Source organism: Bacillus sp. Marseille-Q3570 (assembly GCF_946151055.1).
Classification (GTDB): Bacteria; Bacillota; Bacilli; order Bacillales; family Fictibacillaceae; genus Pseudalkalibacillus.
In genome coordinates this window covers 169339-187070 of the sequence record NZ_CAMGYZ010000007.1, presented here as the reverse complement: position 1 = coordinate 187070, position 17732 = coordinate 169339, and the positions used below count along the sequence as shown (strand labels likewise).

General features: G+C 42.4%; 16 protein-coding genes. 6 read left to right on the top strand and 10 right to left on the bottom strand.

The features are described from left to right. Positions 1-15 precede the first annotated feature (15 nt). On the top strand, positions 16-792 hold the full coding sequence (locus tag N8M93_RS12985) for a carbon-nitrogen family hydrolase (RefSeq protein ID WP_261132474.1): 777 nt from the start codon (positions 16-18) through the stop codon (positions 790-792). 475 nt (positions 793-1267) lie between these two features. Here N8M93_RS12985 and N8M93_RS12980 read toward each other — a convergent pair whose 3' ends face one another. After that, entirely contained in the window at positions 1268-3820 is a 2553-nt protein-coding gene (locus N8M93_RS12980; RefSeq protein ID WP_261132472.1) for an EAL domain-containing protein, read from the bottom strand. 162 nt (positions 3821-3982) lie between these two features. Beyond that, on the bottom strand, positions 3983-4348 hold the full coding sequence (locus N8M93_RS12975) for a cupin domain-containing protein (RefSeq protein ID WP_261132470.1): 366 nt from the start codon (positions 4346-4348) through the stop codon (positions 3983-3985). A gap of 318 nt (positions 4349-4666) precedes the next feature. Between N8M93_RS12975 and N8M93_RS12970 the strand changes: the two genes are divergently transcribed. After that, positions 4667-5062 (top strand): hypothetical protein, encoded by a 396-nt coding sequence (locus N8M93_RS12970; protein WP_261132468.1) that lies wholly within the window; start codon positions 4667-4669, stop codon positions 5060-5062. 201 nt (positions 5063-5263) lie between these two features. Here the strand turns inward: N8M93_RS12970 and N8M93_RS12965 are convergent, their stop codons facing one another. Further along, positions 5264-5617 (bottom strand): YisL family protein, encoded by a 354-nt coding sequence (locus N8M93_RS12965; RefSeq protein ID WP_261132466.1) that lies wholly within the window; start codon positions 5615-5617, stop codon positions 5264-5266. A gap of 147 nt (positions 5618-5764) precedes the next feature. Between N8M93_RS12965 and N8M93_RS12960 the strand changes: the two genes are divergently transcribed. After that, positions 5765-6976, top strand: a complete 1212-nt coding sequence (locus tag N8M93_RS12960) for an ornithine--oxo-acid transaminase (protein WP_261132464.1) — start codon at positions 5765-5767, stop codon at positions 6974-6976. Positions 6977-7438: 462 nt separating this feature from the next. Then, complete coding sequence (locus tag N8M93_RS12955) at positions 7439-7894, top strand: hypothetical protein (RefSeq protein ID WP_261132462.1); 456 nt, start codon at positions 7439-7441, stop codon at positions 7892-7894. Positions 7895-8005: 111 nt separating this feature from the next. Here the strand turns inward: N8M93_RS12955 and N8M93_RS12950 are convergent, their stop codons facing one another. From N8M93_RS12950 to N8M93_RS12940, 3 genes are all read right to left on the bottom strand, one after another. Next, a complete protein-coding gene (locus N8M93_RS12950; protein ID WP_261132460.1) occupies positions 8006-9439 on the bottom strand; it encodes an NAD-dependent succinate-semialdehyde dehydrogenase in 1434 nt (477 codons plus the stop codon). A gap of 78 nt (positions 9440-9517) precedes the next feature. Then, on the bottom strand, positions 9518-10429 hold the full coding sequence (locus N8M93_RS12945) for a fumarylacetoacetate hydrolase family protein (protein ID WP_261132459.1): 912 nt from the start codon (positions 10427-10429) through the stop codon (positions 9518-9520). Positions 10430-10438: 9 nt separating this feature from the next. Next, on the bottom strand, positions 10439-10726 hold the full coding sequence (locus N8M93_RS12940) for a 4a-hydroxytetrahydrobiopterin dehydratase (RefSeq protein WP_261132458.1): 288 nt from the start codon (positions 10724-10726) through the stop codon (positions 10439-10441). Positions 10727-11212: 486 nt separating this feature from the next. Between N8M93_RS12940 and N8M93_RS12935 the strand changes: the two genes are divergently transcribed. Beyond that, entirely contained in the window at positions 11213-12982 is a 1770-nt protein-coding gene (locus N8M93_RS12935) for a B12-binding domain-containing radical SAM protein (RefSeq protein ID WP_261132456.1), read from the top strand. An 18-nt stretch (positions 12983-13000) separates the two neighbouring features. Next, the gene (locus N8M93_RS12930; protein WP_261132454.1) at positions 13001-13654 is read left to right on the top strand and encodes a hemolysin III family protein; all 654 of its coding nucleotides are present in this window, start codon (positions 13001-13003) and stop codon (positions 13652-13654) included. A gap of 48 nt (positions 13655-13702) precedes the next feature. Here the strand turns inward: N8M93_RS12930 and N8M93_RS12925 are convergent, their stop codons facing one another. The 4 genes from N8M93_RS12925 to N8M93_RS12910 form a co-directional block, all read right to left on the bottom strand. Beyond that, entirely contained in the window at positions 13703-14179 is a 477-nt protein-coding gene (locus N8M93_RS12925; protein WP_261132453.1) for a GNAT family N-acetyltransferase, read from the bottom strand. Positions 14180-14517: 338 nt separating this feature from the next. Beyond that, positions 14518-15810 (bottom strand): efflux RND transporter periplasmic adaptor subunit, encoded by a 1293-nt coding sequence (locus tag N8M93_RS12920; protein WP_261132451.1) that lies wholly within the window; start codon positions 15808-15810, stop codon positions 14518-14520. 14 nt (positions 15811-15824) lie between these two features. Beyond that, on the bottom strand, positions 15825-16499 hold the full coding sequence (locus tag N8M93_RS12915) for a hypothetical protein (protein WP_261132449.1): 675 nt from the start codon (positions 16497-16499) through the stop codon (positions 15825-15827). A 231-nt stretch (positions 16500-16730) separates the two neighbouring features. After that, positions 16731-17453, bottom strand: a complete 723-nt coding sequence (locus N8M93_RS12910; RefSeq protein WP_261132448.1) for a DUF421 domain-containing protein — start codon at positions 17451-17453, stop codon at positions 16731-16733. Between the last annotated feature and the right edge of the window lie 279 nt (positions 17454-17732).

The window sequence follows — 17732 nt, the reverse complement described above, 5'->3', positions numbered from 1 at the left end:
TAAGGGGGTCCTTGTATGAAAGTAGCAGTAATACAGATGGATATAGAATTTGGTAAACCACAAGTGAATTTCGAAAAAGTGACAGCGACGATCCGGGATGCATGCAATGAATCGGCTGATGTGATCGTCCTTCCAGAGATGTGGACGACGGGATATGATTTAAAAAGGCTCGATGAAATCGGTGACGATGAAGGAAAACAGACCATCGAATTCATCTCTTCCCTTGCTTCGACTTATCGGGTGAATATCATTGCGGGCTCCGTCGCTGAAAGGTCCGAAGACAGCGTCTACAACACGATGATCGTATTTGATCGTGAGGGTGAGGTTGTGAAAAAATACAGCAAGGTCCATCTGTTCCGTCTAATGAATGAAGAAAAATACTTGACTGCAGGAAATAAAGATGGACATTTTGAAATTGACGGGGTCCCTTCAGCAGGGTTCATCTGTTATGATATCCGTTTTCCTGAATGGATGCGCAAGCATGCACTTGAAGGTGCAAAAGTGTTATTTATCCCGGCTGAATGGCCGAAACCCAGAACAGAACACTGGCGTAACCTATTGATTACACGAGCGATTGAAAACCAATGCTACGTCGTCGCCTGTAACCGTATCGGCGCTGATCCTGACAATGAATTTGGCGGGCACTCGATCATCATCAACCCATGGGGCGAAATCATCGCAGAAGCAGATGAAACAGAAACAATCCTATTCGCTGACATCTCCATTGATGAGCTGAATGAAATCCGGACCCGCATCCCAATCTACGAAGACCGCCGCACCGACCTGTACTAAGAAACGGTGCCATACTTCGGTGCCAGGCACACTTTCAGATCCCTTGGCACTGTTAAGCTCTTGTTCGGTGCCTGGTACACCAAACAATAAAAAAGCGGTTCGATGGTTTTAGTCGAACCGCTATCCTTATTTGAAATTTAATGGGGCTGATCCAAAACACGTTGAAAAGTAGGTGTTCGATCAGCTCCTTTGTGCTTTCATGAATGTTTTGAAATTGTAACGGACACCAGGGCCGTTATTTGTGAACAAAGGAGTTGTTTTTTATGATATTTACTAAATAAGGTACCTGATGTCCGTTGAGTTTGTATAATTCCATTATTTTGGCTAAATAAGGTCTCCTGTGTCCGTTAGCGACTTGCGGGAAATGATTCAACAAGTTTGCTTGCGTATAAGACATTTGCTTAGAACTTGCCCCCTCAATAGGGAATATGCCTCATCCAGTACCCATCCATGGGCTGGTTGAACCATGCTTTCCTCAAATGATTTTCTCACCTGTCAGGAAGGTTTGGATTTGTGCTGGATTGACAGGTTTGCTGATATAGTACCCTTGTACTTGATCACATCCGAAATTCTTCAATGTGATCAATTGATTTTTCGTTTCCACACCTTCAGCGAGGACCGTGACGTTCAATCCTTCGCACATTGTAATGATTGCACGTACGATTGCAGCATCTGAACTGAATTCTTCCAGGTTCCGTATGAAAGATTGGTCGATTTTCAGGATATCGATCGGAAAATCCCTCAAGTAGCTTAAAGATGAATATCCTGTGCCGAAATCATCGACAGATATTTTCACACCGAGCGCTCTCAACTGATTTATGATCCACAGACTGTGTTCCACATCTTCAAGCATGATGCTCTCTGTCAGTTCGATGTGCAGCGCAGAAGGACTGAGTCCAGAAGTCCCCAGGCATTCTTTTACTTCATCAACGAATTCCAATCGTTGAAATTGTCTTCCAGAAACATTTACACAAACCGATAAGTGTCCCAAACCTTGGTCATGCCAACTGCGTACTTGTTTACAAGCTTGTTCAAGGACCCATTTCCCGATTTCATTAATCAAGCCCGCTTCTTCAGCAATCGGAATAAAAAGGTTCGGAGGGATCATCCCGCGTTTCGTATGATTCCATCTCAACAATGCTTCACAAGCGAACACTTTTCCATCGGATATATTGATCTGCGGTTGGTAGAAGATTTCAAACTCGCCTAACGACATCGCCTTTCTCAAATGATATTCCATTTCAAGGCGTTCGTTAATTGAATCATTCATCTCCACTGTATAAAACTGCACACTGTTTCTTCCGTCCATTTTTGCACGGTGCATTGCAAGGTTCGCATTCTTCAAGAGGTGCTCCTCATTCCTGGCATCATCAGGGTACATACTGATACCGATGCTTCCAGACAGAACATAATCTTTGCCGTTTAAGAAAATCGGTTTTTTGATGACTGATAATATGTTTTTTGCTAAACCTGTCAGCTTATCCAAATCACTCGCAACAGGAACGAAAATGAGGAATTCATCTGCAGCAAACCTTGCAAGGCATTGCCTCTCTTCAATCATCCCGCTCATGTTTCTTGCCACATGTTTTAAAATCCGGTCACCCGCCTGATGCCCTAGACTATCGTTGATCATCTTGAACTCATCCAAATCGACTACCATCACCGCAAGTTTCTCATTCGATTTTTCAGCTGACTCGATCGCTTCTGCCAATCTCTCATGGAAATACAATCGATTTGGCAAGCCTGTCAAACTGTCATGATAAGCCAACTGTGAAATTTTCTCTTCCGCCACCATAAGAGAATCGTTCAAAACCTCAAGATCCTCCGCAGATGCCTTCACAAGCTGTGACATCGCAAGAAATTCTTGATAGTGTGAAGCCACGTTATTTGCCTTCCGGAAAGTTTGTTCATCAATATATGTTTCATTTTCGGCTAACGTCAAGAACGAAAGGGCATAGCTTAAGACGTCATTCTTTCCCTTCTCATGATAATATTCTCCCGCTGTGAAAGCTCCTACTGTAGGAACGAGACTTTTAATCATGTCCATCTCATGAGCAATCCCGATATTGAAAAACCGTCGTCTGGATAAACATGAATATAGGAAGAGCCCTTCTACAGGCTGTCTTTCCAGTTGGCGATAGATACAATTCATCGAATCCAGAAAAATTCCAGCGTCTCCACAACCAATGGAAACTTTGCAACCTTCTGGAATCGGTTGAAAGACTTCAATCGAACCGTCTTCACAAAAACGCTTCACCATGACAGGTTCTGTCTGCTCCCCGCGTGTTACCATCAAAGGAAAGGAAGATCGTGAATCTATGATATTCGACGTCATTTCACTTCCAAGATATTTTTCATAAATATCTTGGACGGGTATATCATCCAACGTATAGAGGATGCAATCTTGAGCCTTCGTCACTTTAAACGAACGACCTGCCGTATTCCAATCCGAACACGCATGGACAGATGCATTCAAATCATTCCCAGTCAGGCTGACCGCCGTCACACCTGAATCGATCAAACCTTCATTAGAGATCAGGTATTCTATATTACGTTCTCCAATCGGTACTGCATTACCACCTGCGACCACCACATCGGGAGCCACTTTCTCTAACCCCTTCAGCACCCCCAGATTGTTATATGTACTGCTGGTTCCGAACAGGATGACCGCTTTCGTATTTGGTTTGATGATCCGTTCAGCGATATGGATACCACATTCATGGGCTTCCATATTTCCATCATCGGAAACACCAATACACGCAAGCTTCACCTTATCAAAAACAGTAAAAGAGATCGTCGTACCGCTCGTCCTGATTTCCTCACAAAAAGAGGCGTCTACTGTCGCACCGATGATTGCTGCTTCCGGAAACTCCTGATCAAGCATCTCTATCAGTCTTGATATCCGAACCTTCCCTTCTGAAGTGAATACCTGGATCAGTAACCGATCATGTGCCGAATGGAGGTCGTTCATATCTATGAATGATTGTAATTGTTTCTTACTACTATAAATCGTGCTGACAGTCTTCATCTTTACACCCTTCCCCAGCATCGATTGAAATTGATCTGATTATTAATTTTTAGACATATCCATCCCTTTTATCGACCAGATCAGTCGGTCTCTTCATCAATCTCCGGGGTGTATAAACTCCTATTTTACTATGCTCCGATAAAGGAAATGAGGTCTTTTATCCTACGCCGTTTCGATTTCAGACATGAAGGTTGAAGGATTGATGTTCGCCCCTTCTAACACGATCACCTCCATAGATTCCGCTGATCCTGATTCATGCTCTTCCCCAGGTTCCCAATATACAGCTATTCCAGCGGAAACCTTCACTTTATCTGAATCTTTAACACGTACCCACCCTTCACCTGACATCACGATGAACAATTGATTGATCGTGGCAGGATGCATGCCGAGACAGCTCCCCTTTTCGAAGTGGATACATGCTGTCTGCTGAAATCCTTCCTGTCGTATGAAAGGCGAGATTCGAACACCAGAACTGCCAAACTGGTCGATCACCTTAGCTTTAGTTGGATTGAATTGATAGAATTTCATAATTTCCCCCTTTTTTGGTGAAGAACGTTAACCACTTTACAAAAGGCTCTTTACTAAAAGATTGTTGCTTTTGAGTTATTTAAAAAAATCACCTTGGCAAGTTGATTGGAGAGCAAGGTGCGAGACTCCTGCGGGATCAGCGGGACAGGTGAGACCATTCCATGTCGCAACGCGACGAGTGGGCTCACCGCACGCCCCGCGGAAAGCGAGCATCCTGTAGCGGAAATCAACAACTTTCAAGAGCAACAACGTTTGCGAAAACAGCCTTACAAAAAAATGTTATACTGATATACACATTAAGACAAAGGCATGGTACATATGAAAAATTTCTTATTCGGTTTACTTACTCTTGCAGTCTTATTGGGAATTTCCTCAATAGCTGTCAGTCCTGAATTAACGGATCTTTTTGTAGATGAAGAAAGTATGATCCAATTGAAGGAACAAAGAGAAGCATCAGGCGGCCACACGTCCTCTTCAAAAAATCCAGAAGATATTTTACAACTCACCGGTCAAGAGTGGCAGTCTTTATCAACTCAAGATCGTCTTACTTTTGCCATCCATCTTAAAAAGGGTTTGAAGTCAAAAGACATACATATCGAGGACCCCAATCAACTTCTTGACCAAATCGATACATATTTTGAAAACAAAACGAAGGACGACACGATTGAAAAAGCGGTCATGGTGATCATCACAGAAAGTACGTTCACGGATTAAAGAAAATTTGGCAATGCCCAGCCTTAGCACAGGCTGAGCCTTAGTTCCTCGAAAAAGCAATTGCTTTTCCTTCGTGCGGTGTATTGCTTCTGAAGCCTCCAACTTGTGCACTTATACTGAAGAAAGTATTTTTGTACTTTCTTCAAGTGAAAAAAAGAGCTTGTCCCTAACGGATAAGCTCTTTCTTGTTGGTTTTCATTTTTACATTGGCAATGCGTGATAACCCAGGAATAAAACTAAGATCAGTGAAATGACGAACATGATCCACATTCCAGTGACAGCAGCCCCTTTTTTCGCTTTTGCCAATACCATTTCCATACTTCCGATCACCCATATACCTACCAGTGCTTTCGCAAATAATGCAAATTCATAATATCCGCCTGATAAGTATTGTACGAACATCATTCCGCCAGTAACGATAATGAAGACATAAAACAACCTTAAAATCATGCTTGTGATCTTATGGCCTTTCGCTTTTCCTGCTTTTAACAGAAAATACGTTACAAAAAACAGGATGATCGCGATCGCCCAAGACGTGACATGCGCATGAAGCATCCAGCATTCCTCCTCTAAACTCAATCGACTTCATCATATCAAAACCCTTTCCAAAAGGGAAATCTGATGCTGAGGGTGTAATGCAAAACGTTTTCATTTATAATGGGGAAAGAGTCAAAATGAATTGAAAAGAATGGAGTGAGCCACATGAGTAAAGTAAGAAACCAACATGGAACAGAAGAAATCATTTCGAAAACAGAACAGTATGGAGCAAAGAACTACCTCCCACTCCCGATCGTCATATCCGAAGCTGAAGGTGTCTGGGTGAAAGACCCTGAAGGCAACAAGTATATGGATATGCTGAGTGCATATTCCGCTGTCAATCAGGGGCATCGACACCCGAAAATCATCAAAGCGCTTAAGCAGCAGGCTGACCGTGTAACGTTGACTTCACGAGCGTTCCACAACGATCAACTAGCTCCATTTTATGAAAAAGTATCGAAACTGACGAATAAAGATATGATTCTACCGATGAATACTGGTGCAGAAGCAGTTGAGACGGCAATCAAGACCGCTCGCCGCTGGGCATATGATGTAAAAGGCGTTGAAGACAATCAAGCAGAAATCATCGCATGTGAAGGAAACTTCCACGGCCGTACGATGACAGCTGTTTCCCTCTCTTCAGAAGCTGAATATAAGCGCGGCTTCGGACCAATGCTTCCTGGCATCAAGGTCATTCCATATGGAGATATCGAGGCACTCCGCAATGCGATCACTGAAAATACTGCAGCATTCTTGTTCGAACCTATCCAGGGTGAAGCTGGGATCAACATTCCCGAGGATGGTTTCTTAAAAGAAGCGCGTGAATTATGTACTTCTGAAAATGTGTTGATGGTGGCCGACGAAATCCAATCCGGCTTAGGACGTTCTGGTAAAACGTTCGCATGTGATTGGGAAAATGTCGAGCCAGATGTGTATATCCTTGGAAAAGCGCTGGGGGGAGGCGTATTCCCAATATCCTGCGTGGCTGCGAATAAAGATATTTTAGGTGTCTTCAATCCAGGTTCGCACGGTTCAACATTTGGTGGAAATCCATTGGGATGTGCGGTCTCGATCGCATCACTTGAAGTTCTTGAAGAAGAGAAGTTAGTAGAACGTTCTTTGGAATTGGGGAACTACTTCCAAGAAGAATTGAAGAAGATCAACAATCCTATGATAAAAGAAATCCGTGGACGCGGCTTGTTCATCGGTGTGGAATTGACTGAAGCTGCACGTCCATATTGTGAGCAATTGAAGGAAAAAGGATTGCTTTGTAAGGAAACGCACGAAACTGTCATCCGTTTCGCTCCACCACTTGTGATCGACAAAAAAGATCTCGATTGGGCGATCGGAAAGATAAAAGAAGTATTAGAAGCATAAAAGAAACATTTTGATGAAGAACAGGCTCATTGGTGCCTGTTCTTTTTTGCATTTAAAGAGAGGATGGGACAAAACTATAACTGCCTACAGAAAATGAAAGACGAAAAGCGTATTCAACATCCGTAGATTCCTGCGGGATCAGCACGAGTCGAAGACACCGGAAGAAAGCGGTCTGTGGTTTCTGAGGAGGCTGAGGCCGTGCCCGCGGAAAGCGAGTATGCTGGAGTGGAAATCAACGACTTTTAAAGAAAACTTGGCGAGACCAAGCCTTTTGTGGGTCGAGCCTTAGTTGCCCTTATACTGAAGAAAGTATTTTATACTTTCTTTAAGTGCAAAAGTAACATAGTTTGCGAATATAGCCTATAATTTTCAACATGTCAGGACCTTCGTCAGTTCTTAATTGAGGAGAAGTTGAATATGTCTATGGTAGCTTATCTCAATTTCAACTTTGGAGGGTCTTCTATGAAAAACGTACGTGTCTGGTTACATATCACTCTTCTCGTGAGCTTTGCACTACCATGGCTTAAAATACCTTTCATCGTCACCACTGTTCCAGTAATCGGATATCTTCTCCCATTCAAGACAGTTTCCCTTGCCAGTCAGCTGAACAGTTTCGGCGTCATGAAAATCAGTGATGAGCAAATGTTCTCGCTGTTTGTGATCCTTCTTGCACCAGCCATCTCTGTATTTGTACTAACGATGTTATTTTCAAAGCGGAAGCCTAGCATTTATTTAGATTGTGCAGCAGGTTTGATTGCAGTATTGAGTTGTCTTTATATCCTCACGAACACCGGAAACATCGTGACAGCTGGTTTCTATATCGCTTTGATCATTTCGTTAATGCTCGTAGCTTCACCTTTACTGTACGTGGAAAAAGAAAAAAGCGTCAAAGTCCGGAATCGGGCTGTTTTCAAGTAAACAGTCGGAAACTAACGCGGATATTGGTTTTGGATTACCACCAAAATCGGAAAAAGAAAAGGATTGACCAGGCATTTCTCCGCCAGGTCAATCCTTTCCCTATTTAAAGGTCTACTCTTTCAAGCCGATCGAGATGTATTTCGTTTCGAGATACTCTTCGATTCCTTCAATTCCGCCTTCGCGGCCGAGCCCACTCTGTTTCATGCCTCCGAATGGCGCTTGTGCAGCTGATGGTACCCCGTCATTCCAGCCGACAATACCATAATTTATCGCTTCAACCACTTTCAATCCACGGCTATAATGTTCACTGAACACGTATGCCGCTAATCCGTAAGGCGTCATATTCGCATACTTCACAGCCTCTACGTCTGTTTTCACCTTCTGGATTGGAGCGACAGGACCGAACGTCTCTTCATTCATGATCAGCATGCTCGGTTCAACATCGATAAGTACCGTCGGCTCGTAATAATACGTTCCGTTCGCAGCTTCTTGTCCTTTTCCGCCTACTACGCACTTTGCACCCTGCTTGATTGCATTCTGCACATGTTTTTCGACTTTTTCGTAGGCATCTTTATTGATCATCGGGCCAATATCTGTCTCATCATCAAGACCATTGCCAACCTTCAGCTTTTCTGTAATGGCTACAACTTCTTCGATGAATTCATCATAAATTTTTTCTTGAACATAGATCCGGTTACCGCAAATACAAGTCTGCCCTCCGTTACGGAACTTGGAGGCCACTGTCTGTTCAGCAGCATATTTGATGTCTGCATCATCCAGTACGACGATCGGAGCATGTCCGCCAAGCTCTAGGGACATATTTTTCACCTGTTCCGCCCCTTGTTTCATCAATAGCTTTCCAACTTCTGTCGAGCCAGTGAATGTCACTTTGCGGACCTTCGGATTGGATAAAAGCTCCTCTCCGATCTCTGAGGACTTCCCGGATACGATGTTGACGACACCTTTCGGAATACCTGCTTCCTGACAAAGCTCTACTAGACGTACAGCAGTCAGTGGCGTTTCATTCGGCGGTTTGACGACGAACGTACATCCTGCCGCTAATGCCGGGCCGAGCTTACGAGTAATCATCGCTGCCGGAAAGTTCCAAGGTGTGATCGCACCGACGACACCGACAGGCTGCTTGTTCACTTGCATTCGTTTGTTTTCTTTTGAAGCAGGAATCGTTCTGCCATAGACACGTTTCCCCTCCTCTGCAAACCACTTCAAGAATGACGCCGCATACTGGACCTCACCTTTCGATTCTTTCAGCGGTTTGCCCATTTCTTCTGTCATGAGCTTCGCTAGCTCATCCTCATGCTCAAGCATCAAATCATGTAACTTCTCTAAATAAGACGCACGATCATATGCTGTCAAATTGGACCACGATGGAAATGCTTCGTGGGCTGCATCAATAGCCATCCTTGCTTCTTTTTTTCCCCCTCGCGGAACTGTACCGACGCGTTCACCTGTTGCAGGGTTCACTACTTCGACTTTTTCCAGACCATAATCAGACCATTCGTTATTGATAAAAATACCTTTATCCATCGTAACGCCTCCATTATTCAAAATGATCGTATCAACTAATCTGTGTACTATTTTTACAATTCCATTCGATGGGTTTCTTTAAACATCATTGTGTACAGGGTTCGACAGGGTACCGATGTATTCCACTTCGACTTTGACAATATCATCTGCTTTCAGAAATTTAGGCGGATTGAATCCTTTTCCCACTCCAGCAGGTGTGCCGGTTGCGATGATGTCTCCTGGTTCAAGTGTCATTACTTTCGATAGTACCTCGATTAATTCAGGTATTGAGAAAATCATTTTTGAGGTTGAAGAACTCTGGCGTGTTTCTCCATTTACGTAAGTTGTTATATGTAGATCATGAGGGTCAGGGACTGCAGATTTATGAACCAAAGCCGGTCCCATCGGACAACTTCCGTCCAAGCTCTTTCCGATTAAAAATTGTTTGTGCCTACTTTGTAGGTCTCTTGCGGTTACATCATTGATGAGTGTATAACCGAACACATAGTCATATGCTTCGTCTCGAGTGATCGCTTTTCCCTTTTTCCCGATGATGACTGCAAGTTCACCTTCATAATCAATATCGGTTGTGACCTCTGTCGGTATGATGATCGGTTGTTCCGGACCAATTACCGTCGTCGGCGCTTTTGAAAAAATCATCGGTACTTCCGGCACATCTGCCTCTGTACCAAGTTCAAGTGCATGGTCGAGATAATTTTTCCCTACACAAAAGATATTTTTCGTCGGCCTTGGAATCGGAGCCAGCAGTTCGATCGAATCGAGTTCTAGAATGTACTTTTCAGTGTTTCCCTGTTCTTTTAAAAGAGACTGCAACTCATCGACCTTTTCGACGAAGTCTTCACCAAGCTGGACAGCTTCAAGCAGTGTATTCGGAAAATCGACTTCCAACACAGATGCTGCATGTGTCAGATCAAGTGCTTTTTCGGGTTGATTCTCTAAAAGGACAGCAACTATCGGTTCATTTTGGTGATTTCCATAGATGAATTTCATATTTTCCTCCTATTGGTCATAGATACGGTCATAATCAGCAGCAAGCTTGAAGTCCAGTTCTGTCAGGCCCTTTGCCTGCCAGGAACTCAACTTGACTGTCACAAGCTTATAATCGATGGAAATGAGAGGATGATGCTGGATTTCCTCAGAATGACGAGCGATTTTACTGACAAAATCAATTCCATCCAGATAATTCTTGAATCGATATTTTTTTGTGATCCATTTTTCATCGGTCAGTTTCCAGTCTTCGAGATTTTGAAGCTGCACGGATACTTGTTCTTCTGTTAATCGTTCCATATCAGACCCCTCCTTCTTTTTTAGTGTTAATTTGATTTTCTGCTAATCGATCACCTTTGTAAAACATTTCGCTCGTAACTTCGTATATACTTCCATTTCCCCTTTTAAAATTCCTCTTTTCACAATAAACGTGAAGCCAACTGCCAAAATGTGATAAAATGAGTTGTTAAATAGTACATAAATTATATTTTTCGGTTAATCAGAAACAAGCACCGGTTAAAAACGTCACGTCCTATGACAACACCGGTACTAGTACGTCCTGTACGTCGAAGTTTGAGGCACGATGGTTTGAGGTAGGCTACTAACTTGAAATACATCATTGCTGCCTTGCACCAAGGAAGCTTTCTCCGGTAGGATCACATGTAGACGCAGGTGCATAATGTTTATACTTCGCGAATCGTAGCTTCCATGTACTACGTGAGGACTGGAAAAACTGAGTAACGAAAAAATTCGAAGTTTATCATTAACCGAAGTGGAGTGAAAAAGATGAACATAGTCGTAAGCACCCTGAACGCTAAATATATCCATACATGCCTTGCTTTAAGGTATTTGAAAACGTATTGTGAGCCTGATTTCAAAATCGATATGGCTGAATATACGATCAAAGATCCTGTCATGAACATCGTCAGTGATCTGTATTCCAGAAACCCTGATGTAATCGGCTTCAGCTGTTATATCTGGAACATTGAAGAAACGATTCCGATCATTGAAATGATGAAGAAGATCAAACCTGATGTAAAAATCGTGCTCGGAGGACCTGAAGTCTCTTATGATGTACCACAATGGCTGGAGCGGCTTGAGCATGTCGATTTCATCGTTGTAGGTGAAGGCGAAGAAACCTTCAAAGACCTCTTACAGGCGTTCGAAAAAGAAGAAGATGTCGAATCTGTAGCAGGTATAGCATACATGAAAAATGGGCAACCATTCCGCACTGGTCCGAGACCGAAACTAGATCTCAAATCGGTCCCGTCCCCTTTCCGGGTGGAAGAGGATCTGCCACAGCTTTCTAAACGGGTCACATACATCGAGACTAGCAGAGGCTGTCCATATTCCTGTTCCTTTTGCCTGTCTTCAATTGAAGTCGGCGTCCGTTACTTTGACATTGGAATGATGAAAGAAGAGATTCGTTTCTTGATGGAGAATGGGGCTAGGACCATCAAATTCGTCGACCGGACATTCAATATCCGCAGGGATTATGCACTCGAAATGTTCGATTTCTTGATCAAAGAACACCTTCCGGGTACTGTTTTCCAGTTCGAAATCACAGCTGATATCATGCGTCCTGAAGTCATCGATTTTTTGAATGAACATGCCCCTGCAGGATTATTCCGATTCGAAATCGGTGTGCAATCCACGAATGACAATACGAATGACCTCGTTGAAAGACGCCAGAATTTCGAAAAGCTGACAAGGACAGTGACAACCGTCCGTGATGGCGGCAAAATCGTCCAGCATCTTGACTTGATCGCTGGACTTCCGGAAGAAAATTATGACTCATTCCGGAAAACCTTCAACGATGTATTTGAATTCCGCATCGAAGAAGTACAGCTCGGCTTTTTGAAAATGCTCAGAGGAACTGGCATGCGTCTCCGAGCGGACAACCATGATTATATTTATATGGACAAAGCACCCTATGAGATTCTTGGAAATAATGTACTAAGTTTTGATGAAATCATCAAGATCAAGCGTGTGGAGGATGTCCTGGAGAAGTTTTGGAATGACCACCGTATGGACACGACCGTCAGTTATTTGATCGATCACGTCTTCCCTTCTGCCTTCGATTTCTTCCAGCAATTCGGAGACTATTGGGAAACGCGTGGATGGTCAAGGATCGGACATCAACTGGAGGATTTATTCAAACGCCTCCACTCCTTCCTAAGTGTCCGGGGTATTCCTAACCTCGAGATCGTGGAAGGGTTGATGAAGTATGACTATTTCATCCGTCAAAAGCATAAGCCGAGAAAACCGTGGTGGAACTTTTCCATGGATAAGGCCACGCAATCCACTTATCTGCGATTTCTCGCTGACCATCCTGAAAAAGTGTCAGGGGACTTCAAAGAACTTAATCTGAGTGAAAAAGAATTGCATAAGCATGTGATGATCGAACGGTTATCCTTTGATTTAAATTTGTTTTTAACAGATGATGAACTTGTAGGAAAGGATACGCTCTTGATCGTCTATTTCGACCCGAAACAGAAGTCCGCAACCTCGTTCACACTTCATGACGAGCAGACGAAAATAACGGAAATCGTTTAAAACCATAGGAGGACTATAATGGCGAATACCCATATCTATACACGGAAAGAAGAAATAGCCAATGCAATCACACACGGAATCGGAGCCTTGTTCAGCGTCGTCGGACTCGTATTTCTCGTCGTCATGTCAGCAATGGACGGATCAGTCTGGCATGTGGTTAGCTTTTCCATCTACGGGGCTTCAATGCTCCTATTGTATACCGCTTCAACTCTGGTTCACAGTTTCCCTGAAGGAAGAGCGAAGGATCTTTTCGAGATTTTCGACCATGCTGCCATCTATATTTTCATTGCGGGAACCTATACCCCTTTCCTTTTCATCGTCGTCAAAGGGGCACTCGGCTGGACATTGTTCGGGGTGGTATGGGGAATCGCAATCATCGGTGTGTTTTTCAAAGCCTTCTTCGTAAAACGGTTCCTGTTCATCTCGACCATCATTTACATCGTGATGGGATGGCTCGCATTGATTGCATGGAAGCCGTTGATGACGACGATGCCAAGTACAGGAATGCAGCTTTTCATCATCGGAGGAGTGTTATACACAGTCGGTACAGTGTTTTATGTCTGGCGAGGGTTCCCTTATCACCATGCAGTCTGGCACCTGTTCGTCCTGGCAGGGTCAGCCGCCCACTTTTTCGCCATCCTCTTATACATTCTGCCGCTTCAAATGGTATGAAACCGTCCTTAAGGGCGGTTTTTTCATTGAATTTTGCATGTATGGAAATTACAATGATAGTGATAAAATCATTTGCTTTCCAATCTTCCCCATTTTCCGTTTTCCTGTATCCAAGAACCCTACCGATTCGTAGAGTTTTTGCGCTGGAATGTTCTTGCAATTGACAGCTAGCACGACTTCATTTTTATCTGGGAAATCTTCAGCAATGAAATTGCTTAACTTTTTCAAACCTTCTTTTGCATAACCTCGACCTTGTTGGGGAAGATCGATCGAGAAGGCAATCAAAAGTAATGCGTTTTGATTTAAAGTATATTCCTTAACCAATTCACCAGTACAAAGCAAAAAAAAGCCGACAGGATGAGCTCCTTTTAAAATAACGATTGGATTTCTTGCAGGATCGTCTTTTGCCTTGACGAGCATTTCTAATGGCATTCCGGTAAATTGCGCTTGTTCATCAGGTAAGAAAAAGTTCTTTAGAACAGCATCATATTTTGTTTCATATCTATTTAAAGTTATTTGATTCATCTCATGTACGCCACCTTTTCTTTTTGTTATGGCTTTTCTAATTTGAAACATCAACTCGTTTTGTATACGTCACCTTTTTGACTGATTCCCAATCTGCAAAAACCAGGATGACTTTTGACTTTTGAATGACAGTTCGTCCGTGAAGATCTTTCCATCTCATATGTACCAGCGAAGACTCGAGGGATTTTGTCACGCTGGGACGACCGCTCACAACACTACGAAACCCTTGAAATCATAAACTATCAACATACTACTAATCCAACTTACTGAAAGTATAGAAAAGCATGTGGTTTTAACGAAACCACATGCTTTTCTTGTGAGTATTCCGGTTTTAAAATTTATTCGGTCCCATCATTTTCTGTATCAAGTTCTACACTATCTGAATCACCTTCACTCGAATCTGGTCCAATTTCCGGGTCGTTTGAGTCTGTAGCTGGATTCTCTCCTCCTGCAGGCTCTTCTCCATTTTGGTCATCAGTAGATGGTTCACCATTGTTGTCTTTCTTCTTTTTTCCGGTATCTTTCGTTTCAATCTCCATGTCATCAACTAACAGTACATTCGGCTTCATAACGATCGTTTCTCCAGCCTTCAATCCTTTAGTCACTTCTTTATAGGTTTCATTTTCGAAACCGACACTGATTTTCCTTTTGTCAATATGATCATTCTTCACAACCAGGACAAGGTCTTCACCATCATCATGGACGACCCATTCATGTTTAACAGCTATTGCATCTTCAACAGCGACTGGTTTAAACGTAATGTTCACCGTGCTTCCTACTGGAGCTCGGTTTTCCGCTTCTGTTTCAACCTCGATATCCACCGGGAACTTCAGATCTTCATTTTCCTCATCAGGTGTGCCGATTTTCACTATCTGCCCTTTTCTGTCTTCACCACGGGGAGAGCTTACTGCTACTTCATCCCCTTCTCTTAATAGCACAACCTCGTCTTCGGAAAGATAAGCTCTCACAAGGACATTATCTTCGCTTGAAATGACGACCAAGGGTTGGTCACTCGATGCTGCATTCCTATTCACCTTTTTGACAGTACCTGCAACATTGCTTTTGACTACTTTTTCGTCTAATCGAGATTCCAATAGGCTGATTTCACTTTCCTTGCTGGAGATGAGACTATCAACACGATCAGCTTGATAAGCAGCATCCGCTTCCTGTTGTTCAAGCATGAAGATGGTCGACTCATTCTTCTCTTCTTCCTCTTTATTGGACTCAGAACGAATTTGTTCCTGTAAAATGGTTTCACGATCTTCATAATGATCCTTTTCTGTCTCGAGCTCATCGATTTCATTTTCCAATGCTGTTATTTGGTTTTCAATATCTGTTGTTTGATACTTTAAAATTTCTGTTCCTGAAGAGATTTCTTCCCCCTCTTCAACGAGTACTTCTTCAATATTCCCGCGGTGAGGTTCATAGTAAAATTCCTGTATTTCCTTCGGTATGAACATTCCCGCAGCTTCAATGGTTTCCCTTAAATCACGTTGTTCAATCTTCGTCAGGTCATATGGCTTTTCACTGGCAAACAATGATTCATTCAAAAGGAACAGGTACGTATTCAATATGATGAATAATAGGATCGGTAGTCCTATCAATGCTCTTTTCATGTGCCGGTTCAACATGATGCCCCCCAATTCTATCCGTTCAATTGCATATGGTACATGGTATTGATGACAGCGACGATCACGATGAATAGTAGATGTAATCCTAACGAAACAGTCCATACATACCATTTCGATTTCAACGAAGCTTCCATCAACAGTTTGATTGATGCATAGATATGCCAGATGAAGAAGATCGTAATCCATCCGAAAAAGCTTGTAAGAAATACATTATCAGTAATCGCATTGACCCACGGGCCGACTCCGAATGGCGACAACATTTCAGTGGAACCGAAAGCTAGCATATAAGGAATGTTCGCGGCTATTCCTATCAAAATGATGACGTACAAATACGTATGTAAAACAAATAACTTTTTAAAACCGATATCCCGGAAGAATCCCCAGAATAATAATGCAGATGCTCCAATCAGTAGGAATGGTAAGGCTAAACCACTGATCACTCCACCGATGCCGATGAAAATCGAAGCTGCCTGTTTTTGTTCAGCCGTCAATTGCATGGCGGTTGCTTCTGGCATCTTCAACCATTCAGGTGCACTTATGTATAAAAGAAAACCGAATACGATCGAACTGCACAATAATAGGATCAAAACTCTGAATCTATAACCTTTGATGGATGTGGATTCTCTTAATGTATGTAATGTTTCTTGCGGACTGAACAACCCTTTCCAAACCTGTACCTGATGCTCCAACCGATATTCCCCCTCTTGTATCGAACATGATGACATAATCTATCCTATCAGATTTCTCAAATGATATCATATTTTTCCAATGAATTTTGCCAAAAATTATTTTTCATTTCTTGTTGACTAGAATACATTGGCATCTGGTTCTGCTAAACTTCGATATTTTTTTGCAATATCCTTGTTTTTACATCAGAAAATTCAGTTACAGGATTAAAGTCTTACGACAGGAACTTGTTGTCAATGAGCAATAGGAGGAATATCCGGATTGGTTCCGTTCTTTAGTGAAAGAAATAACTCCCCCTTCCGGTTATATGCTCCATAGAAGACAGTCTTCACATCAGTAATATCCCTTTTTGCAAGCATCTCTTCTAACCATAGTTCATTCTTATTCAACCACCTCAATAGATCCAACTGGATTTCCCCATCCAAAATGATCGGTATTTCAAAGTTCGCGGTTTCTCCTTCAATCTTCAAATCTTCTCTCGTAACACCCTCTTTAGAAGGAATCATTTTTACAGATAAATCACCGTTCGCTTCTATGATCGCAATTTCCACGTCTTCTATGTTATAGACATTCTTATCACGCAGCATCTGAAGGATATTATCAATTGCATATTTTTCCTTTTTCATTTTTTCATAGAGAAATTGCCCGTTATAAATCACAACAGCGGGTTCAAAGGTCATTATCTTTCCAAGCTTACGGTTCTTCATTTTCAGATAGACGATTAATTTTTGGAGAAGAGCGATCATGATCATCGCGACAATCGTATGAATATGATTGATGTTCGGATCAGCAATATCGGCTCCGACGACAGCTCCTAAAACTAAAATAACAAGGAAATCGAACACCGGGAGTTCTCCAATCGATCTTTTTCCCATATAAAGAGTGATGAACAACATGAAGGGGAGGATAGTGATGATACGGCCGATCACTTTGACTGAATCCATGAATATTTCCATTAGAAAAGGCTCCTCTGTTTTTGTGATATAAAACCATCCTCTCCAAAAATCGTACTGAATATAGCGTATTTTTCATTAAACCAGTATAAAAATATAGTCGTTTTGGTTACACAAAAACTATCTCACGCATGTTCCCCTTATCACTGAAAGAGCTCAGGTAATGTGATGAACATCTTAACGGACATGAGAGACCTCCTTTTAAACATCATGTTTTCAAATTAGCGGACATAAGAGGCCACTTCATAATCATTACCAAACTATGTTCTTTTTCACAAATAG